The organism is Flavobacterium sp. FlaQc-52 (assembly GCF_044007495.1).
In the GTDB taxonomy this organism is placed as follows: Bacteria; Bacteroidota; Bacteroidia; order Flavobacteriales; family Flavobacteriaceae; genus Flavobacterium; species Flavobacterium cupriresistens.
This window is the reverse complement of sequence record NZ_JBIPCV010000002.1, coordinates 410,573-432,434: the sequence shown is the minus strand read 5'-3', so window position 1 is coordinate 432,434 and position 21,862 is coordinate 410,573. Positions and strand designations below refer to the sequence as shown.

14 protein-coding genes are annotated in these 21,862 nt (G+C 35.0%); 3 read left to right on the top strand and 11 right to left on the bottom strand.

The window, feature by feature from the left end; genetic code table 11:
• Positions 1–21: 21 nt before the first annotated feature.
• The 8 genes from ACHRV5_RS05625 to ACHRV5_RS05590 form a co-directional block, all read right to left on the bottom strand.
• The gene (locus ACHRV5_RS05625) at positions 22–807 is read right to left on the bottom strand and encodes a glycerophosphodiester phosphodiesterase family protein (RefSeq protein ID WP_395426067.1); all 786 of its coding nucleotides are present in this window, start codon (positions 805–807) and stop codon (positions 22–24) included.
• Positions 808–908: 101 nt separating this feature from the next.
• Positions 909–3,209 (bottom strand): beta-glucosidase BglX, encoded by a 2,301-nt coding sequence (gene bglX / locus ACHRV5_RS05620; RefSeq protein WP_395426066.1) that lies wholly within the window; start codon positions 3,207–3,209, stop codon positions 909–911.
• An 11-nt stretch (positions 3,210–3,220) separates the two neighbouring features.
• Complete coding sequence (locus ACHRV5_RS05615) at positions 3,221–3,934, bottom strand: prolyl oligopeptidase family serine peptidase (RefSeq protein ID WP_395426064.1); 714 nt, start codon at positions 3,932–3,934, stop codon at positions 3,221–3,223.
• 5 nt (positions 3,935–3,939) lie between these two features.
• Complete coding sequence (locus tag ACHRV5_RS05610; RefSeq protein WP_395426062.1) at positions 3,940–5,325, bottom strand: glucoamylase family protein; 1,386 nt, start codon at positions 5,323–5,325, stop codon at positions 3,940–3,942.
• 68 nt (positions 5,326–5,393) lie between these two features.
• Positions 5,394–6,293 (bottom strand): LamG domain-containing protein, encoded by a 900-nt coding sequence (locus ACHRV5_RS05605; RefSeq protein ID WP_047775889.1) that lies wholly within the window; start codon positions 6,291–6,293, stop codon positions 5,394–5,396.
• A gap of 11 nt (positions 6,294–6,304) precedes the next feature.
• Entirely contained in the window at positions 6,305–7,768 is a 1,464-nt protein-coding gene (locus ACHRV5_RS05600; RefSeq protein ID WP_395426061.1) for a RagB/SusD family nutrient uptake outer membrane protein, read from the bottom strand.
• A gap of 4 nt (positions 7,769–7,772) precedes the next feature.
• Positions 7,773–10,787 carry a SusC/RagA family TonB-linked outer membrane protein gene (locus ACHRV5_RS05595; RefSeq protein WP_395426060.1) on the bottom strand — a complete coding sequence of 1,005 codons (3,015 nt, stop codon included), beginning with the start codon at positions 10,785–10,787 and terminating at the stop codon, positions 7,773–7,775.
• A 243-nt stretch (positions 10,788–11,030) separates the two neighbouring features.
• Positions 11,031–13,775, bottom strand: a complete 2,745-nt coding sequence (locus ACHRV5_RS05590) for a histidine kinase (RefSeq protein WP_395426203.1) — start codon at positions 13,773–13,775, stop codon at positions 11,031–11,033.
• 756 nt (positions 13,776–14,531) lie between these two features.
• Between ACHRV5_RS05590 and ACHRV5_RS05585 the strand changes: the two genes are divergently transcribed.
• Genes ACHRV5_RS05585 through ACHRV5_RS05575 form a run of 3 tightly spaced genes read left to right on the top strand, consistent with a single transcriptional unit; the run spans position 14,532 to position 17,056 of the window.
• Positions 14,532–15,098: a YceI family protein gene (locus ACHRV5_RS05585; protein WP_047775897.1), complete on the top strand. Its 567-nt coding sequence runs from the start codon at positions 14,532–14,534 to the stop codon at positions 15,096–15,098.
• 6 nt (positions 15,099–15,104) lie between these two features.
• Positions 15,105–16,496 (top strand): hypothetical protein, encoded by a 1,392-nt coding sequence (locus tag ACHRV5_RS05580; RefSeq protein WP_395426059.1) that lies wholly within the window; start codon positions 15,105–15,107, stop codon positions 16,494–16,496.
• An 8-nt stretch (positions 16,497–16,504) separates the two neighbouring features.
• Positions 16,505–17,056, top strand: a complete 552-nt coding sequence (locus ACHRV5_RS05575; protein ID WP_047775899.1) for a hypothetical protein — start codon at positions 16,505–16,507, stop codon at positions 17,054–17,056.
• Between the two features lie 259 nt (positions 17,057–17,315).
• Here the strand turns inward: ACHRV5_RS05575 and ACHRV5_RS05570 are convergent, their stop codons facing one another.
• The 3 genes from ACHRV5_RS05570 to corA all read right to left on the bottom strand — a co-directional run bounded on the left by ACHRV5_RS05570 (position 17,316) and on the right by corA (position 21,828).
• A complete protein-coding gene (locus tag ACHRV5_RS05570) occupies positions 17,316–18,512 on the bottom strand; it encodes an acetate/propionate family kinase (protein WP_395426058.1) in 1,197 nt (398 codons plus the stop codon).
• A gap of 88 nt (positions 18,513–18,600) precedes the next feature.
• Complete coding sequence (gene pta / locus ACHRV5_RS05565; protein WP_395426057.1) at positions 18,601–20,694, bottom strand: phosphate acetyltransferase; 2,094 nt, start codon at positions 20,692–20,694, stop codon at positions 18,601–18,603.
• Between the two features lie 63 nt (positions 20,695–20,757).
• A complete protein-coding gene (gene corA, locus ACHRV5_RS05560; protein ID WP_047775903.1) occupies positions 20,758–21,828 on the bottom strand; it encodes a magnesium/cobalt transporter CorA in 1,071 nt (356 codons plus the stop codon).
• Positions 21,829–21,862: the final 34 nt, after the last annotated feature.

Here is a 21,862-nt window from a genome sequence, read left to right as displayed (position 1 = left end):
CTTTATTCTATGTTCTTTATTCTATTTTCTCCCCTTTACTCTTTCCTTCAAAAGTTCGGGTTCATTTGTAGTTATATAGTCAAAATTATTCGCAATTATCCAATCCATATCTGCAGGATCATTAACCGTCCAGGCATTTAAAATGATATGATTTTCTTTTGCTTCTTTAATCCATTCAGGATGCTTCTTAAAAACGGAATAATGATAATCAATTCCTGTAATCTGATCTGATTTAACTTCCGCAGGTGATTTATTGCCTTCCAGATATTGCAAAGTAGCTTTTGAATCTACTTTTCTAATCTGCTTTAAAATTTCATAATCAAAACTGATATAACCGGTTATTTTTTCGGCCTTAAGTTTCTTTACAATTTCAACCGCCATGCGTGCAATTTTTTGTCCTCTTTCTTTGCTTATTCCTGAAGGTTTTATTTCACACACCAAAAGAGTCTGTTTATTATTCTTTTTTCCTTCGGCAATATATTCGTAAAGTGTTGGAAGTTTTTCTCCATTAGAGAGTCTGAACTTAATTAAGTCCGCATAGTTAGTTTCCTCAATAATCAATTTATTGTAATGCGGATCATGATTGATGACAAGAGAATCATCGGCTGTCATTACAACATCAAATTCTGAACCTGCTGCTTTTAAATCGATGGCATGTCTAAGCGCTGCGATAGAATTTTCAGGTAACTTATTGGTTTTCCAGGCGCCGCGATGTGCCACTACACCATTTTTCTTACTACTGCAGGAAGAAAAAACGGCCAATACTATCAAAAAAAGAAATGTTCGAACTACTTTAATTGTATTCATTATCTAAGAATTAAAATTATGATGGTTTAAAAAATAAATGTTTCTTTTAAAAAAAAGCCCTTCGCTAACTACACGAAGGGCTGACCAATAGAACAAACCAACTATTTAGTTAACTCAAAACTAACTTTCTTATCGGCATTTGAATCTGTTCCTACGAAAACATCAAACTGCCCAGGTTCTGCTACGAATTGTAAATCAGAATTATAAAATTTTAAATCTTCAACGGTGATCTCAAAAGTCACGGTTTGTTTTTCTCCTTTTTTAAGGGCTATTTTTTGGAAGCCTTTTAATTCTCTAACTGGTCTTGTTACAGAACCAACTAAATCTCTAATGTATAATTGTACGGTTTCTTTTCCGTCAAAATTTCCTGTATTGGCAACCTCAACGGTTACTTTTACATTTCCGGATGAATTCATTTTATCGGATGAAATCTTTAAATTTGAATACTCAAAAGTGGTGTAACTTAAACCAAATCCAAATGGGAATAAGGGTTCGTTTCTCTCATCGATATAATTGGATCTGAATTTTTCGAATTTCCCTTCTGTATTAGCAAGCGGTCTTCCTGTATTTTTGTGTGCATAATAAATGGGTACTTGCCCTACGCTTCTTGGAAAAGTCGATGTTAATTTCCCTGATGGATTAACATCACCAAATAAAACATCTGCAATAGCATATCCTGCTTCACTTCCCGCAAACCAAGCATTTAAAATTGCCGGAACCGTTTCATTTTCTTGATTCAATACTAACGGACGTCCGTCAAATAAAACCAAAACAACCGGTTTCCCTGTTTTAAGCAAAGCTTGTAATAAATCTTTCTGTGCTTGCGGAATTTCTAAATTAGTACGACTGCTGGATTCTCCGCTCATTTCTGCAGATTCTCCAAGCGCTGCCACAATCACATCAGATTGGTTGGCTATTTTTAATGCTTCTGCCAGTAATTCTTCTTTAGAACGATCATCACGGTGCAATGTTTTGCCAAACATGGTTGCCTTCGTTTCGAAATCTGCATCATAATCTAAGTTACTTCCTTTTGCATACAACACTTTAACGGAAGGTCCTGCAACTTCTTTGATACCTCTCAATAAGGATACTGCATTTTCCATTTTTGTAGCTACACTCCAGGTTCCCGGCATGTTTTCTTTGGCGTCTGCCAGAGGTCCGATAAGCGCGATAGTACCTGACTTTTTAAGAGGTAGTGCCTGATTTTGATTTTTTAACAACACCAAAGATTGTGCTGCGATCTGACGTGCTTCTTTTCTACTGTTTGCTGTAAAAATTTCAGTTTTGGCTCTTTTGTCATCGCAATATTTATAAGGATCTTCAAATAATCCTAAATCATATTTTGCATTTAAAATAAGCTTAACCGCATTATCAATTTGTTCGATTGTTACTCGTTTTTCGTCTAAAGATTTTTTAAGCGTTGTTAAGAAACCTTCACCCACCATATCCATTTCAACACCGGCATTTAAAGACAGAGCAGACACCTCTTGTAAGTTCCCCATTCCGTGCTCAATCATTTCCGGAATTCCTGTAAAATCTGTTACTACAAAACCTTTAAACCCCCACTGTTTTCTTAAAACATCGGTCATTAACCATTTATTTCCTGTTGCAGGAATCCCGTCAATTTCATTAAAAGAAGCCATTACGGAACCTACTCCTGCATCAACTGCCGCTTTATAAGGAGGAAAATAATCGTTAAACATCCTGATATGGCTCATATCAACTGTGTTGTAATCACGTCCTGCTTCCGGTGCACCGTATAACGCAAAATGTTTTACACAGGCCAAAATAGTATTATTTTTTGTCAAATCTTTTTGTTGGTACCCGTTTACCATTGCTTTTGCAATCTGGCTTCCTAAATACGGATCTTCACCTGAACCTTCCGAAACTCTTCCCCAACGCGGGTCACGGGAAATATCAACCATTGGCGAAAATGTCCAGTTAATCCCATCTGCACTGGCTTCCTGAGCTGCAATCTGGGCACTTCTTTCAATTAAGTTCATATCCCAGGTACATGATAGTCCTAATGGAATTGGGAATGTTGTTTCGTAACCGTGAATGACATCCATACCAAATAACAACGGGATTTTTAAACGGCTTTTTTCAACCGCAATCTTTTGTACTTCTCTGATTTTTTGAACTGATTTTATATTGAACAAACCCCCTACTTTACCATCAGCAATATTTTTTGCAACATTGGAGCTGTTGGCTTGCCCTGTTGTAATATCACCCGATGTTGGCAAATTTAACTGACCTAATTTTTCGTCCAGCGTCATTTTAGAAATTAACTCTGCCACAAATTCAGACTTCGGTTTAATTTTTACTGTATTTTTAGTGTTCTTTTTTTGAGCGTAACCCAAAACAGCACATCCTAAAAAAAGTAAGACTAATTTGTTTTTCATTCTATTCTATATTATTTGTTCGTATTTGTTTTTATCTGTTTAAACATCCAGTCATAAATCTCCGGATTGTCATAAACTCTTGTCCAGCTGTCGTGACCCGCGTCGTCAAAAATGATTAATCGGACATCATTCGTCTTGCATTTTTTTAATTCTTTGTAAACCGTTACGGCATAATCTACATTGACAACATCATCTAATAAACCGTGATAAATTCGGGTTGGAATAGACGCTATTTTGCATACTTTTTCTAACGGAATCAAATCAACAAAACCTGAAATGGGCACAATTGCCGCGAACATATCGGGGTATGAAAGCGCTAAATTCCATGCTGCCCAGCCTCCTGAACTCAAACCGGTCACATAAATACGGTTGGAGTCTATATTGTTCTCTTTCCTGATTTTCATAATTAACTGGTAGATAGACTCTATGTCCCAATCTTCGTCTTCTTTGCATTGCGGAGCAAGAACATAAGCATCTAACTTGTGGGTCTTCAGGTATTTTAGAGGGCCGTTAATTTTTACTTTTTCAATGTCTGTACCTTTTTCTCCATCACCTGAAATAAAAACTATTAAGGGCTTTTTCTCTTTTGCGTTGGCCGGTTTGTGCAGTGCATAACCCAATTCGCAATGGGTTACAATCACTGTTTTTAGTTTTCCGGTTGTTTCGCTTTGTGCAAAACTCAATACAGAAAAGAGCAGTATCAATAGTGTTATTTTATATTTCATGACAATTAGATTCCGTATTTGCCTGATTTAAATCCAAGTTTGGTTAAACCTTGTTTGGTGTCCGCTGCGTTCATAAACAACTTCCATAATAAACCGCTTCTGTAATTCTCAATCATTGGCGCTATGGTTCCTTGGTCTATGGCCAAATAACGAGGTGTTACCCAATTGTACTGTGGTGAAAAAGCATCATAAGGGCCTGCAATTCCGACATATTTTGCTTTGTTTTCATCATACAGATAATGCAAAAATTTCATTGATTCTACCGGTGTAAAAGGAAAAGAAGACAAAGCTGCTGTTGGTGTGATTACTCCCGTATCATTATTAGGTTGGTGTGCGGTATAACCTGTGGTTCCATCCGCATTACGGGTATAACTTGCGGTAAGTCCCCAACATTTATCGGAGTAATCTTTCCATTTTTTCGGATTAGCAATGCTGTATTGCACCATAATTTTGGCATGATTCTGTGTCAATTGCCAATAATCTGCATATTTGTCGCTTAAAGTATTCGGATCTAAACCTAAATAAGAATAATGCGACCAGAACATTGGTCCAACGTTACCCGAAGCTCCATTGTAATTTAAAACAACCGGTAACCCATATTGAGCACTGCCACTTACAATAGCTCCGTTTCTTGCCCAAGCCTGATGATAGGCTTCTGCAGAAATCGGATAAGTTGGCGATGCGGCTGCCATAACATAAGTGATTAAACATTCGTTGTAACCTTCGAGTTTAAAATTCATTTCCCATCCATAATTAGGAGACCAATGCCAGTATAAAGCATTTTCGCCTTTTGTGTACCAGCTCCACTCTACACCTCTCCAAAGTTCATCTGCTTTTGCTGCTAATGCTTTTTCCGTAGTACTTCCATTTTTAAAATACTCTCTGATGGTAATTAAAGCTTGGCAAACAAAAGAAGTTTCAACCAAATCTCCTCCATTATCTTTTGTTCCAAACGGAATCACTTTTCCTGATTTATTGTCCATCCAATGCGGCCATGCTCCGTGAAAACGCTCTGCTTTTTCCAGAAAAGTTAAGGCCGTTGTAAGTCTGGAAACAGCTTCTGCCCTTGGCAAAAAACCTCTTTCTATACCTACAACAATAGTCATTAACCCAAAACCCGAACCTCCGGTTGTTATAATATTGGACTCAAAATTAGGGTCCTCCGTAAGATATCTTTCTCTTGCTAATTTTGAATTTGGATCGGCATAATCCCAAAAATATTTTATAGCATCTTTTTGAACCTGATCCATTGCTTCTGCATCGGTCAAAGGTTTAGTCGGTGTTACCGGAGTTGTGGGTAATGGAGTACCTCCTGATTTTTCCTCCGGTGTAGAAGAGGAACACGAGTTAAAAAAACTCAAAAAAGCGATTAGGTATATTGAAATTTTCATTCTTTATAAAATATTATGAATTAAAAAATACACCCGGAGAAAAAATCTCCAGGTGTCTTACAAATTACTTATCTGTTATCTTTTTCAAGTTTATATAATGCTGCAACTTCATTATCCGTAAGAGCAGAATCATAAATTCTGAATTCATCCATTAATCCCGTATAATGAAGCATCCAACTATCAGGATTTCCAAATGGAGGACCTAAATGCTGTTGAAAACCGCCAATGATAAATTTTGAGACTTCAGAATTAGCCAGTTCTCCATAAGGACCTCCTCCCATTGTAGGATCACTTGCATATCTTTTTGAAAGAGATAATGGCAAGTCTAATTTTTTCCCATCTATATAGAGACTGTACGTAGAACTTGTACCATTATAGGTCCACACTAAATGTTTCCATGCGCCAAACATATTAGTCAAAAGGTTTGCTCCATTATGTTCAATAAATTGCCCAGCCCAAGGAATACTAGGCATTACATCTCTTTGGGTATGGTTTTTCATCAACATTGTGGTTGCTGGTCCAGTTCCTTCAATAAGTGTAAAAATATTCCCCCAGAAATCTGTTTTTTTAGGGAGCATGTATAAAGATTGAGCTCCACCTGTATGTGGATCTGTTTTGATCCACATTGAAACTGTAATACTCTTCAGGTTTATTACAGAACTTGCAACGTTATTGTAAGCTATAAAAGATGTTTTAGATCCTTTGTAAGCCTCTCCCTTGATTCCCGCTTCATAGCTAACGTTTTGTCCAACACCATCCGTAATTGCATTTTTAGAATCTGAAATAGTTCCATCAAAACTAAATTTAGCCACCAAATGGTCTGGAGCAATAGCATCTGAATTATCATATCCGCCAATTTGTTCGTACGGAATTGGACTGTTAACTTTATCTATACTATCCTCACAACCAGTAAAAAATGCTGACATTGCAACAGAAGAAAGCAAGAAAATATATTTATTTTTTTTCATTTTGATTGTCTTTAAAAGTTATCGTAACCAGGGTTTTGAGAAGATAGATTTCCGGCTTCTCTTAAAAATGCTGCCGGTATAGGGAACAATTCATGTCTTCCAACTATAAAGTTCTTTCCATCAACATCAAAAGCAGCTTTGGCTTGTCCTGTACGCACTAAATCGAAAAATCTGTCGTGTTCAAAAGCCATTTCAACTCTTCTTTCTTTCCAGATCGCTATTCTAACATCTCCTTGAGAAACAGCTGGTGTTTCACCTAAATTTGCTCTAAGTCTGATTTGGTTTAATAAAGGAATAGCCTCCCCAGTTTGTCCTAATTCATTTAAAGCTTCTGCTTTCATCAATAAAACTTCAGCATATCTTAAATATTTAATATCTACGTCGGTTTCCCATGCATCTGTATAAAGAGATGAATAACACTTGTAGTTGTATCTTTCGTTCTCCACCGTGTTAGGTATCACTCTACCATCGTATAAAGTAGTACCTCTAAAAATAATAGTAGCATTTTTTCTAACATCCCCTGGCTCATAGGCATTTACTAAACTTTGAGAAGGTGTGTTGAACCCCCATCCCCAACCACCGGTACCACGAGCACCTTGTGTATTAGAATAACCTTCAATTCCTTTTGCCGGTACAGCTCCTTGGGCATAAATTTCAAAAATAGATTCAGAATCAAATTTCCCCGCAGCTTTATACATGGAAGCATAATCATTAACAATAGAATATCCGGTAACTTTATTACAATTATCGACTACCTGTTGCCATTTCTTTTGATACAAACTTACTTTTGCCAATAGCGCATAAGCAGCACCTTTTGAAGCTCGTGCTCGTTCTCCCGCAGCATAAGCGCCTTTTTCCGGCAAAGCAGCAATTGCTTCATTTAAATCGTTTTCAATAAAAGTATATACCTCAGCAGCGGACTTACGAGTTAGTTGCATAATTCTGTCCGAATCAGAACCCGGAACAGGTAAATGATCTACGATAGGAACTCCTCCATAACATTTTACCAAAGTAAAATACATAAAAGCTCTTAAGAATTTTGCCTCACCCGCTAATCTATTCCTTAAGGCAGGATTAACTTTATCTAATTTTGGTAAAATATTTAAAGCTTGATTACATCGGTTAATTCCATCATAATTAGCTCTAAAAGTACTCTCCGCAGATGGATTTGATGCATTATACGTTAAAGCATCCAATACATCTTTATCGGTTCCTGTATCTCCTGGTGATGAACCTTTGTCCGCATCATCAGACGTAATACTTGAAAGACCAATCCAGCCAAATGAGGTCATGTCCCAGTTTAGAAACTTGTTATAAATTGACGTTACAAACGTAGCAGCTCCCGCATCGTTATTAAACAATTCGGTATCATCTGTAGAAATAGATTCGGTTTGATCTACATCTAAATAATCGTCCGCACATCCTGAAAAAAAGAAGGCTGATACTACGAACGCTGTTATATATATTTTTTTCATGATCTTAAAATTTTAAATTAGCACCCATTACAAACGATCTCAAAGTTGGATAAGCATCTAACTCCACTCCTTGAAGTTTGTATGGATCACCATCGCCATTTAACTCGGGAGAAAATCCTGAGAATTTTTGCGTAATGAATGGATTGATTGCGTTTACATAAATTCTGCAAGAACTAATAAAACTGTTGCTTTGTAAAGGCAATTTGTAACCTACAGTAATGTTATTGATTCTAAAAAAATCACCTGATTCTAAATAATAAGTAGATGCTACCGGTACTTGATTAAATGCTCCGGGATTAGAAGCGGTCGTATTATTTGGTGTCCAGAAGTTATTCGCTAGAGATTCCTCAATGTTCTCGCCTGAAAAACGTTGTGCTTTTTTACCATTATATACTTTTGCTCCAGACGTTCCGTAACCATCAACAGAAAAATCAAAGTTTTTGTAATTAAATCCTAACGTAACACCGTAATTAGATTTTGGTAAAATAGAACCTACATATTTTTTATCTGCAGTTGCGCTTAACGCATCTTGAGTTACTTTGTTTCCTGCTGCATTATAATAAAGCATCTTTCCGTTTGCAGGATCAAAGCCAGCATACTCATAAAGGTAAAAACTTCCTATTGGTTGTCCAACAGAGGTATTGTCTAACAATTTGGTGTCTTGTCCGTTACCCAAACCACCACCAACTACAGGAGACAAGATTACAGTTTTTACACCGGTAAGTTCATTTTTATTGTTTGAAAAATTACCCCCAATCCAGTAGCTGAAATTCTCATTAATTTTATCATCCCAACGCAGCGAAATTTCATAACCTTTGTTGGAAACCTCACCTACATGCGCAGGAGATGCATTTGTAATTCCGGAAGTAGCGTAAGGTCTTGTATTTAGTATTACATTATTAGTATTTTTATCATATAAATCGAATGATCCTTTTAACTTATTTTCAAATAATTCAAAATCAATACCGGCTGAAGTTTCTTCTGTTATTTCCCAAGATAAACTTGGATCAATTTGAGAATTAATAGTTGTTCCTTCATTAAGTATAGAACCTCCTAAATAAGCCGTTTGACCGGACGTATAACTTGCTCTGTTAAGTGGTACGTTTTGGTTACCCAATCTACCCCAGCCTCCTCTTAGTTTCAATAAGCTGATTGCTTTAACATTAGCCATAAAACTCTCTTTGGTAACGATCCAGCCTAAACCAAAAGCAGGAAAGGTCCCCCAACGATAATCTTTTCCAAAATTAGAAGATCCATCACGTCTAACCGTACCGGTAACCAAATACCTGTCCATCAATTTATATTGAAAACGCCCCAGATAGGATGCTAATTTAGTTTCATTAAAAACCTCATCTTTATAACTTGTAACATTTGCTGCATACTCTACATCTTTTAATGACCAATAATTAGCATTTGCATTTACATTTTTTCTAACAATCGTTAATTTTTCTCTGGATCCTTTTACATTTGTTTCAATACCGGCAGTCACCTCAACATCATGAATCTCACCAAAAACTTTATTATAGGTTAGATAATTAGAAAGATTCCAATTGTAGTATTGTTCTCTGCCTTTTGTGAGTGTATTAACGTTAGCATTCGGAAACGTTTTTTCATAATCACTCGCTACTTTATCAGGATTTGCAGCCAGCCAAATATTTTTGTTATCTGCATAATTGTACTGTTTCCAAGTGTAATATTCACCATTAAATTGCGAAGTAAATTTTAAAGATTTAAGAATCTCATAATCCAATTTCAAACCACCTTGCAAGTTGATGCTTCTTTGTTCTTCATCAAAAAAGTCCAACTGTGCCACAGGATTCCCTACATTATTAATTGAAGATCCCGTCTCGTTAGCAAAACCATTATCACCAACTCTGGACACACCATATTTCCCGTCAGGAAAATAAACCGGTACCAAAGGAGATTGTTTGTACGCATTTGTAAATGCTGATAATGGTTTTGGAGTTGATTTGGAAGATGAAAAACTAAAGTTCTGACTAAGACTCAACTTTTTAGAAATTTTATATTCATTATTATTTCTAAAAGTGGTTCTTCCAAAATCCAAACCGTTCATAATTGCTTTTTCTTCATAGTTTCCTAAACTAAAAAAGTATTTTATATTTTCTGAAGCTCCCGAAACAGAAATATTATTTTGTGTATAGGTTCCCGTTCTGGTAATTTCGTCAAACCAATCTGTATTAACGGGCTGATCTTGAGAAAAAGTAGTGGATTGTAGCGCTGAGTTAGTATAATGAGCATACTTATTACTACCTGCCATTTTTACTTTTTTAAGAGGCGTTCTAATACCTCCAAAACTTTCGATTTCTACAGAAACTTTATTTCCTGTACCTCTTTTAGTTGTTATGATAATAACACCGTTTGCAGCCCTTGTACCATAAATTGCCAATGCCGAAGCATCTTTTAAAATATCGTAAGAAGTGATATCATTTGTATTAATGTTATTGATATTCTCTGTCGGCATTCCGTCTACAATGTATAGCGGAGTTCTTCCTCCAAGTGCAGTACCCAGACCTCTAATAATTACAGATGGTGTACTTCCCGGTAAATCTGAAGAGATAACCTGTACACCTGCTGCTTTACCTTGTATGGCTTGTGAAGCATTTAGTACTTTAGTTTTTGTAATTTCCTCCGATCTGATGGAGCTGATAGCGGTTGTATTATCAACTTTCTTTCTGGTACCGTATCCAATTACAACGACTTCTTTTAAAGCGGTATCACCAGATTCTTTTAGCGTGATTGTCATTTGTCCTGCACTTGCCGGTACAGAAGCAGAATCAAATCCCAACATAGCAATTTTTAAAGTCTCTCCAACTTTAGCATTAATCGTAAAATTTCCGTCGAAATCAGTATCAGCAGAAGTTTTGGATTCCGATGCCGTAATAATAGCACCCGGAACACCCATCCCGCTACTGTCTAGTACTTTTCCTTTAATTGCCTGTCCGGACATATAGGCCGGAAGCAGCAAGAGTGCTAAAAAGCTAAAAATAAAATTTTTCATACAGTTTGTAATCGTTTAAGTTAGTAGAGCCAAATTAAACAATTACAACGTTGTAGTACATCAAACACACTACTACACAGCTACATCATTATGCAAAAAAACGAATACAACAAACTGATAGTCAATAATTTAAATATTCAATTATTTCCTTTAACATAACGTTATGATGTAGTAATGATGTATTAGAATAATCTAAAAAAAGAAATAAAAAAGTAAAAGATGTTTAAAAAAATCAACAGAATCTTACAGACTTAATAAAAACTTTGACAGGTTTTCGTCTTGAGTCAGGTCTAACTTCTTTCTTAGACGATATCTGTGTAATTCTACACCTCTAAAAGAGATGTTCATCATAGGGGCAATTTCCTTTGAAGAAAGGTTCATTTTAAGATATACACAGAGCTTAATATCTTTTGGAGTCAGATTTGGGAATTTTTTGGTAAGGTTAATAATGAACTCATTGTGGATTTGGTTCAGATTGGTTTCAAAAATTTCCCACTCGTGTTTGTTTACTTCATTGATTTTAATTGCTTTTTTAATTTCGCTTTTGAGTTTACTAAAATCTTTTTCTGTATTTAAAATATTCTGGATGTTGTCTATCATTTCGCTCTGCTTGGCAATTGACAATGATTTTCCGGCAACTTCAGATGATTTGGTTTGCAGTTCCAATTCCAGAATGTGTTTTTCATATTCTTGAATATTCAACTCATTCTCGGTTTTTAATTCCATTTCCAGAATTTCTCTTTGGTGCTTTAATTCTTCCGCTTGCAATTTTAACTTTTGAGTATAACGCAGCTTATTCCATTTATAATAGAAAAACAGAATTCCAGCTACACCTATTAAATAAAGTAAAATCATCCATAAAGAAAAATACCAGGGTTGTGCTACTTTAAAATCAAAATCAGCTACTTTTTCATAACTGGCGCCGTCGTGTTTGTAAATAACAACCGAATGATAACCGCTACTTAAGTTATTCAATAAAATAACGCCGTCAGAAATTGGAACAAAATCTTTACTTTTATTTAGCTTGTAGAATAAATTAGGTTTACTTGCACCATAAATTCCAGAGATCACATTTACTTTAAGCTCTTTATTGAATTTAATTTTAGAATTGTCTGTCACCAGAGTTCCCTCGCTAAAAGCTTCTACTCGTAACGTTTTGTGCTGCTTGTTGATGTATTTTAACTGAAGTGAAATAAAACCATCATCTAAATTTAACAGATAGTGATTCTGATTTTTAAAAATTCTTAAATTCTCATTAATCAATTTTCCTTTATAGTATTTCTCCTGAATAATGTTCCAGACAAATTTATTCCCAGAGGCATAAATGTGATACAGAATTCCGTTTTGAAGCACCATAAAATGATCTTCGTCTATGGCTACAACATCTGAAACGTTTTTGAAATTGGCATTAAACAATTCATTTTTTTCGAGTTTATTGCTAATTGAATTGTAGGTGTACCATGAATTATTAATTAGAAAAAGTATTTCTTTTCTAAACTCAAAAATCTTGATACCAAAATCATTCTTTATTTTACTCTGTTGGGTAACGTTTTCTACTTTTTTGGTATTGTAGTTATCGTCTAATAGTACATGATACAATCCGCGATAATTATCGGCTGCCCAAATTTCATTTTTCTTATTCTGAGCCACATATTTTATAGGCTTTGTGAGGCCTTTTATTGTTTTATACTTAGACAAATCTGACAAATCATCATATACTAAAATACCACTGTAAGTCGATTGGAAATAGGTATTGTTAATGGTGCTTTTGGACAAATTCCACCCTCCGCTCACGGTACTGATTTTAGTCAATGAACCGTTATCATAAGAGAATGTTCCGTCATTGTGACCGATAATAAATTTATCACCAATTTTAGTAATATTCCAGCCTTGCCCCTGTGTATTTGGCATCATCTTAAACTTACCGGTCCCAAACTCAAAAATACCATGATTGGAAGCTATTAAATAGCCGTCTTTTGTGTTTGCCACAGAGTAAACGGATCCCAGGATTCCTGTATTATCATAAAAAATTGATATGGGGGAATTCACCTCAATATGGGCAATTCCATTATCTAAACCAAGCCACAAATCATCTTCTTTGTCAAAACCAATACTCAAAATAGAATTGTTCATTAAAACATTATTTCGGTCAATGTTTTTAAACAAATTGGATTTTAAGTCTAAAATAAATACGCCTTTATTCCCCGTACCAATAACCAATTTATTGCCTTTAATAAATCTGGCCACATTTATAGTAGTTGACTTTAAGGTCTCATTCAATGGATTGTCCCACGGTTTAAGTCCATTGTTTTGGACCACAAAAACGCCTTTTTTTTGTGTAAAAATATACGTTTCGTCTTTGTATTTTTCAATGGCATGAACCACCGTATTTTTTAGAATCCCCCATCCCTTTGGATTGGCTATTTTTTTTCCATTCATCTTAAAAATACCATCCTTAACAGACGCTACATAAAGATTCTTATCGACAGGAAAACAATACGAAATAAGCGATGAGAATTTGATCTTTTGAATGGTTTTCCCATTATAAATAAAGACATCATTGAAGGATTGAAAATAAAGCGATCCATTGAATCTGAATATCTTCCAGATCTCTTCATTGTCTTTTTCGGCAAACAGGCGAAGATTTTTGGTAATCGAAACATAATGCATTTTACCATCCTTGCGATACCAATACCCAAACTCTTTATAGGAACCGGAATATATTTTGTCATCTTCGATTAAAATAGAACGAATGATTGTTTTATTAGGCAACGTGTATTTCTCCCACATTACACCGTCGTAGCGTAACAAATAATGATTGTTGGCAAAATACATGGCGTTATCTTTCCCCTGAGCAACGTTCCAAACCTGATTATCTCCCTGAAAATCGGATTTACTGTAGTTTTCAACAAAAGGAAGTAATTCTTGTGCCTGAATTTGAGAAGTGAAGAGGAAAAAGAAAAATAATTTTAAAAGTGTCGATTTCAAAACATTTGGTTTTATATTCAAAGATACTGACAAAAATTTAATTTTTTATGTGACACCAAGCAGTCTGTTCTTTTGTCACCAATTTGCCCTGTCACTTGACACATCTCATCACTTGTTTTTACAATTCATATTAATCCTATTTCTAAAATCTTTACCCATCCTTTCGATTTTATTGGACTCTTTTTTCGCTAAAAAAAATTACTTGGTTCGCTTTGCTCATTATCTAAATTTCATCAAAAAAACACTTCAAAAAACTATTTCTATAAAATCAAAGACTTTTTTATAGGGTATGGATGGTATTCGTTGAAACTTATGAATCATAAAAAAGCAATTAGTCTATAGTACAGTCGCTTACTTTTATTTGAAAAAATAAACTTGTTAAAAAACAAACAAATAAGAGTAAAAATAGTATATTTTTTTTGCCTCCAGTTATTATCTTTTTTATATTTTCGCTAAAAATAAGTTAATTCATTCAAAAATTAACACATATGCAAGAAAATTATAAATTATATTTTTCTCAGTTTTAAGCACCAAAAAGAGTGAAATCTTTTTATTGTAGTAAAAACAAATGGAGACGAAGTTCAATTTTGACAGCTGTCTGGAACGCAAAGAATCCAAATGTTAAATACTATTCAAAGCAGCTCTAAAGAAGCTGTCTGTTTTTTTACAACGCATCTTAGGAATCGGCTGCTGATTCAAAAATCAGTCGACTATTAGATAATTCCCCTTAATTAACAACCAAAAAAAAGAACAAAAATGAAAACAAAAAAAATCAAATCTATTCTCTTAACCTTTATCTGCTTAGGGATTGCCTTCTATGCCAAAGCTCAGAAAAATTACACTGTAGATACAAAATCACTATTTTCAGTAACCGGAACCTCTACTTTACATGACTGGGAAATGAAATCTGATACCGGCACGGGTACTGCAAACATAACAGCCTTGAATCATAAAATAACCGAAATCAACAGTCTTACTATTATGCTGTTGGCAGAAAGTATAAAAAACGAAAAAAACGGTATAAACAAAGCTGCTTACGAAACGCTAAATACTAAAACACATAAAAACATAAAATACGTTTTAAAATCTGCAGAAAAAGTAAATGAATCTACCTGGAATTTAACCGGGATCTATACCATAGCCGGAGTTAGTAAAGAATATAAAACCCAGATAAAAACAAGCTTTGTCAATGAAATTATAAACTTACAAGGGGTTCAAAAAATAACTTTTGCCGATTTCGGAATGACTCCCCCTAAAGCATTATTAGGAACAATTAAAACCGGTAAAGACCTTACTATCAACTTCAACCTCTTTTTAAAATAAGCACTAATGAAAAAAATTTATATTCTGGTAATAACTTTAATACATATTGCTACTGTAACAGCTCAGGACAGATTCGGTCAAATTCAAAATCTGATTCCACGTAACAAAGAGGGAATCAATCAATTTGATGTAAAAAAAGACAGCGTTAAGTTTAAAGGATTGAGTGTTGATTTAGGAGCTGCTTTTGCACTGCAGTTTCAGGGGGTAAAGTCTTTTAATGATCACAACTATCCTGCTGACCAATACAAACTAAATAATCTTGAAAATAATTTTAATTTACCGAACGCAAATATGACTATTGGAGCTCAATTGTTTGACGGGGTTCGTGTAAATTTAGATATTTATCTGGCTTCAAGGCACCATAACGAAACCTGGGTAAAAGGGGGTTATTTACAAATTGACAAATTAGATTTTATCGAAAAAGATTTTCTGTCCGATTTTATGCAGTACGCCACTATCAAAATTGGTCAAATGGAAAACAATTATGGTGATGCTCATTTTAGAAGATCCGACAATGGAAATGCATTGATGAATCCTTTTATCGGTAACAATATCATGGATGCTTTTATAACCGAAATGGGTGCCGAGATTTATTACATCCGAAGTGGCTTTGTCAGTATGATTGGCGTAACCAATTCTAAAATGAATCAAAATGTTAAAGAAATTGTTCCTGCTCCAACAACCCCTGCTGCTCCGGATCAAAACACTACCATTAGCCCTACCATTCTTGCCAAAATAGGTTATGACAAACAACTTGACGCTGATCTGAGAGTCAGACTTACGGGTTCTTTATATCACACGGCCAACTCCAGCGGTAATTTGTACTCTTCTGATAGAGCCGGAAGCCGCTTTACAGGTGTTATGACTCATGCCGCTTCGTCATTTGATCAAGATAATAATCCGGCCACTCCTCCTATCTCTATTGCCGATAATTTTGACCCGGCTTCTAACCAGACCACCGGAAGATTTAATCCTGCATTTGGTAACTGGGCCACCTCTTATATGATTAACCCTTTTGTAAAATACAAAGGGCTTGAATTCTTTGCAACTTTAGAGTTTGCATCTGGAGGAGATAAAAAAGGTAATGACGAAAAACGTACTACAAACCAGTATGAAGCCGATTTGGTTTACCGATTTGGTTCTTCTGAAAACTTCTTTATAGGAGGAAAATACAATACCGTGAGTGGCAAATTAAGCAATGCAGACTCCAAAAAAGTTTCTGTGAACAGGTTTGAAGGCAGTGCCGGCTGGTTTATGACCAAAAATATCCTTGCAAAGGTTGGCTATATCAACCAAACCTATAAAGATTACAGTCAGTTTAATGCCAATGGAACTCCAAACGATTTCTTTGGCGGAAAGTTCAACGGAGTACTATTTGAAGCCGTTATTACTTTTTAACGAATAAAATGAGAAAGTTAGTTATAATTGTAATGTTGGGTCTCGTATCTTTTCTAGTCTTAGGAAGTGCCAGACCCACTTTTTACCCTGATGACACCATTTTAATCATCAAAATGATTGAAATAAAAATCAGTGGAAAATCAACGATTGGAGATTATAATTGTGATAATTCACTCTTAAAAAAAGACACCATTTTTCTAAATCTAAACAAAAGAAACAACATTGTTGCAGAAATTCCGATGCTCCGCTTTGATTGCAGACACCGAATAATGACTAAAGACTTTCAAACTACGGTAAAAGTAAAAAAATACCCTACGAGTTCTGTAACCATTTACGATATAAGAACATACGGAAAAAACTATAAATGCAACCTTTCTTTTTTGATAACAGATAAAACTTTCAAATACAAAGACATTATACTTAACACTTCGGGAAATAAAATTGAGGGCATTATAAATTTAAGCTTCTCCGAGATCGGACTTGAACCTCCGGTAAGAATGGCTGGCTTGGTAAAAGTAAAAGATGAAATACAGATTGACTTTTTTCTGCACAAAAACTAGGTTGTCCTATTTATAAAAAAACCTTCTAAAGCCTATTTCAAAGATGGCTTAAAGATTTTTTTTTATTGGACAGTCTTTACAAATAGTATTGCGCTTAAAATTTCAATGCAAAAAACATTATGCTTGCCCGTTTAGACATTTAAAATATCAGAATATCAGACCTATGATTTGGATACCCTTCTCATGACCCTCATAATCTGCAGCTTAAAAAACGTGACTCTACATGGGCAAGCATAATTTCATCTTTAAATACAGCATCCTAGTTTTGAAGCAAGTGGTATACCTGATTGGCAATTTCGTATTCTTCATCAGTTGGGACAATCAAAACTTTAACTTTAGAAGTTGTTTTGTTGATTTCTCTTATTTCTTTGGAACGAATCTGGTTTTCTTCATCGTTGATCTCAATTCCGAAAAACTCCATATCCGTACAAACTAATTTGCGCATGTACGAAGAATTCTCTCCAATTCCGGCCGTAAAAACAATGGCGTCCAAACCATTTAATGCTGCGGTGTAAGAACCGATAAACTTTCTAATACGATAGGCATTCATGAACAATGCCAATTGACATTCCTTATCTCCTTTTTCGGCATTTGCTTCAATATCACGCAAATCGCTGTAACCCGTAAGTCCCAACATTCCACTTTTTTTCTGAAGAATCTCATTTATTTCGTCTAAACTGTATCCCAATGAGTTCGCCATATAAAAAATCACCGATTGATCTACATCACCGGCTCTGGTACCCATAATTAAACCGTTTGTTGGTCCAAAACCGAAAGAATGATCTACACTTTTTCCGTTTTTAATTGCAGTCATACTACAACCGTTTCCTAAATGAATGGTGATGATATTTTGTGCGGCATGTCGAATCCCTTTCAAATACTTAATTGCTTGTTCTGAAACATATTTATGACTTGTTCCGTGAAAACCGTACACTCGAATTCTTTTTTCGGTCAACAATTCATTTGGAATTGCAAATTTATAAGCTACTTCGGGCATCGTCTGATGAAAAGCGGTATCAAAAACGGCAATTTGATCTGCTGTATGAAAGATTTCTTCAGCCACGGTAATACCTTCCAAATTAGCTGGATTGTGAAGGGGCGCCAAATCAAAAAGTTGTTTGATTTTGGCTTTTACTTTTTCATCGATTTTTACGGTATCAGTAAAATTACTTCCGCCATGCACCACACGATGTCCAACGGCAGTAATTTCTGAAGTTGATTTTATAACTCCTTTTTCTGCATCTAAAAGCATATTGGCTACTTTTTGTAATCCTACTTTATGGGTTGGAATTGATACTGTTTCTTCATAGGAAGCAGTTGAAGTTTTAAACGTAACATTGGAGCTTTCCAAACCAATTCTGTCAATCATACCGGTACAAATTACCTCATTTGCCGGCATAACCATTAATTGGTATTTAATTGATGAACTTCCTGAATTTATGATTAATATTTTCATTTTATTTTGCTGAGTTTTTTTTTGTTTCAGGTTTCAAGTTTCAAGTTATAGAACCTTAAACTTGAAACCTGAAACATTTTTTTCTTGACTACAATCCTTGTGCTTGGATGGCTGTTATTACTACTGTGTTTATAATATCATCTACGGTACAACCGCGACTTAAATCGTTTACTGGCTTATTTAAACCTTGTAACATTGGTCCGATAGCCAAAGCTCCTGTTTCTCTCTGAACAGCCTTGTAGGTATTATTTCCTGTATTTAAATCCGGAAAAATAAGTACACTTGCTTGTCCAGCGACTTCTGAATCGGGCATTTTACTTTTTCCAACTGTCAGATCAACTGCAGCATCGTATTGAATTGGTCCTTCAATTTTTAAATCAGGTCGTTTTTGTTTTACAATTGCTGTGGCAGCTCTTACTTTATCAACCTCATCCCCTTTTCCTGAAGATCCTGACGAATAGGAAAGCATTGCTATTTTGGGTTCAATTCCGAACGCTAAACTTGACTCTGCTGATGAAATAGCAATTTCTGCCAATTGTTCTGCCGTTGGGTTTGGATTAATCGCACAATCTCCGAAAACGGAAACACGATCTTCTAAACACATAAAAAATACGGAGGAAACTACAGAAGAATTTGGTTTTGTTTTAATGAATTGTAATGCGGGTAAAATGGTGTGTTGTGTTGTATGCGCTGCTCCTGATACCATTCCGTCAGCGTGGCCTTTATAGACCATCATAGTACCAAAATATGAAACATCTTCCATTAAATCCCTTGCCATTGTAATACTTACGTTTTTGGCTTTTCTAAGCTCGTAGTAGGTATTGGCATAGTCTTCATAAAGTGGCGATTCTATCGGATTGATAATGGTAACCTTCGAAAAATCAAAAGTAATTCCGAGTTCTGTGACTTTATTTTCGATTTGTTTTTTATCTCCAATAATTGAAATATCAACCACATCCATATCTAATAATCTTGATGCTGCCACAATAATTCGTTCGTCATTTCCTTCCGGAAGTACGATGTGTTTGCGGTGTTGTCTGGCTCTTTTAACCATGTTGTATTGAAACATTTTCGGTGTCATACCTTCTGCTTCAAAAGTGATTAATTTTTCAGACAGTGCTTCAATTTGAACGTATTTTTCAAAAGTACTAATCGAGGTTTCAATTTTATGGGTGTTGTTGGCATAAATTTCCGATCTGATACTACCTATTTTATTCGTGATATAGTATGTTCCCTCAGCAACCGCAATTATAGGTACTACTGCCGAAAGTCCTTCTATAAGTTTTAATATACTTTCTTCGGGAATTATATTTCCGGTCAGGATGATTCCGGAAATCGAAGGATAGTTCGCCGATTCATTTGCCTGTAATGCTCCTAAAATAATATCGGAACGATCACCGGGTGTAATTACCAGAGCGTTATCATGTAAGTGAACCAGATAGTTATGCAATTGCATGGCTCCTACACTATAATGCCCAATCTGATTGTTTAAATAAGTACTTCCAAACAATACTTTGGCACCCAATTGATTGACGATCTCCTGCATTGTCGGATTGTTCAGACTTGAAATTAGCGGAATTGTATTTATCAAAACCGTACTCGGCAAGCTTTTTTGCAATCCTTGTGTCACCAATTCAATATTTTCGAATTGCACTTTATTGGCAATAACCGATAAAACTTCAACTTCTTTGACTTTAAACGAATTGTAAACCAGATTAAGACTGTCTACTAATTCGTCCAAGGTTTTTCCAATTCCGGATCCTATGATTATTGTTGGGATTCCGAGGTTTTTCGCGATTAGAACATTGGTGTCCAATTCAATTGCGGTTCCTTCTCCTGTAAAGCTTGTTCCTTCGACCAAAACAAAATCAAAACGTTCTTCAAGGCGTTTGTATTTTTCGATAATTAGATCTAAAACCTCTCCTATTTTCCCTTTATTTTTCTTCTTAATTAATTTGCTTTTTGTAATCGCATAGGCCTCTTCAAACTTAATGTCAAGATTAAAATAGGAAAGAACTGTTTCTATATGATTGTCTGATTCGCCATCGACAAAATCTTCAATAATGGGCCTGAAATAACCCACCTTTGCCGTTTTGCCAATCAGAATACTCATCAAACCGAGTGTCATAATCGATTTTCCGCTATTTTGGTCGCTTGTAGCTATGTATATCGCTTTACTCATATTTTATTTTTTTTAACTTAACAAATGTAGTCTATCCCGAAATTTTTAACTTCGAAATAAACGTTAAAACCAACGTCTTTTTTTGAAATAAACGATTAAACCTATAACAAGAAAAAACATCGCAATCATGACATAATGATAGCCGTATTTGTACCGAAGTTCGGGCATATTGTCGAAATTCATTCCGTACACTCCAACAATAAAAGTCAGTGGAATAAAGATGGCCGAAATAATGGTGAGGGTTTTCATGATTTCATTCATTTTTCGACTTTGCTCCGAAAAATAAAAATTAGACGCACTTTCTAATGAACTCATATCGGATTCAATTTGCTCTAAAAGCTCTAAACTTTTCTGATGCAGTCTTATAAAAAAATTGAAGGTTTCTTTTTCGATTCCGTTATCCGTATTGTCATCTTTTATTGATTTCAAATAGTATAATGAATCTCTAAGCGGAATAATTGATCTTTTCAAAAAATTTAAATTATCGCGATGGTTTTCAATCTTTTCCAGAATAATAGGTCTGGCTTCTTTTTTAGTTTCATTGATTAATTCCTCTACTTTATCTTCCTCATCTTCCAACGTAATGTAGAAATTCTCCATTACAGCATCCAATAATAAGTACAACAAATAATCTACTTTTTTTGTTCGCACAATCCCGGAATGGGTACGAAGACGCTCGCGTATATGGGTAAAAAAATCACTTCGCTTTTCTTGAAATGAAATTAAAACGTTGTCTTTCAAAATAAAACTAATCTGTTCAACACTAATGTTATCTGAATATTCTGAAGGCAAAATCGATTTTATATTGAAGAATAAAATATCTTGTTGCTCCTGCAACTTTGTTCTTTTGGTTGTATTTAAGATATCTGCCAAAAGAAAATCATCAACTTTAAAATGCGCTCCAATGGTTTTTATCAAATTGATATCATTCAATCCATGAATGTTCAGCCAGTTATTCTTGGTATAATCAACACAGGTATTTAATGCCAAAATACTAAATTTCTCGTATTCAATAACATCCGCATCGTCATAGACAAAAAGTTGCATCTCTGATTGATGTTCTTTGTGAGAGCCCGTGTACTCTAGCGTAATGTGTTGCAGCTTGCGTCCTTTCTTGTATTTTATCTTTCGCATTCAAAAATGTTTTATACAGTAATATTACGAAAAA

Coding starts and splice junctions, on each gene's coding strand:
- ACHRV5_RS05585 (WP_047775897.1), top strand. CDS start 14,532: ATGAAAACAAAAAAAATCAAATCTATTCTCTTAACCTTTATCTGCTTA.
- ACHRV5_RS05610 (WP_395426062.1), bottom strand. CDS start 5,325: ATGAAAATTTCAATATACCTAATCGCTTTTTTGAGTTTTTTTAACTCG.
- ACHRV5_RS05600 (WP_395426061.1), bottom strand. CDS start 7,768: ATGAAAAAAATATATATAACAGCGTTCGTAGTATCAGCCTTCTTTTTT.
- corA (WP_047775903.1), bottom strand. CDS start 21,828: ATGCGAAAGATAAAATACAAGAAAGGACGCAAGCTGCAACACATTACG.
- ACHRV5_RS05625 (WP_395426067.1), bottom strand. CDS start 807: ATGAATACAATTAAAGTAGTTCGAACATTTCTTTTTTTGATAGTATTG.
- bglX (WP_395426066.1), bottom strand. CDS start 3,209: ATGAAAAACAAATTAGTCTTACTTTTTTTAGGATGTGCTGTTTTGGGT.
- ACHRV5_RS05605 (WP_047775889.1), bottom strand. CDS start 6,293: ATGAAAAAAAATAAATATATTTTCTTGCTTTCTTCTGTTGCAATGTCA.
- ACHRV5_RS05570 (WP_395426058.1), bottom strand. CDS start 18,512: ATGAAAATATTAATCATAAATTCAGGAAGTTCATCAATTAAATACCAA.
- pta (WP_395426057.1), bottom strand. CDS start 20,694: ATGAGTAAAGCGATATACATAGCTACAAGCGACCAAAATAGCGGAAAA.
- ACHRV5_RS05595 (WP_395426060.1), bottom strand. CDS start 10,787: ATGAAAAATTTTATTTTTAGCTTTTTAGCACTCTTGCTGCTTCCGGCC.
- ACHRV5_RS05580 (WP_395426059.1), top strand. CDS start 15,105: ATGAAAAAAATTTATATTCTGGTAATAACTTTAATACATATTGCTACT.
- ACHRV5_RS05615 (WP_395426064.1), bottom strand. CDS start 3,934: ATGAAATATAAAATAACACTATTGATACTGCTCTTTTCTGTATTGAGT.
- ACHRV5_RS05575 (WP_047775899.1), top strand. CDS start 16,505: ATGAGAAAGTTAGTTATAATTGTAATGTTGGGTCTCGTATCTTTTCTA.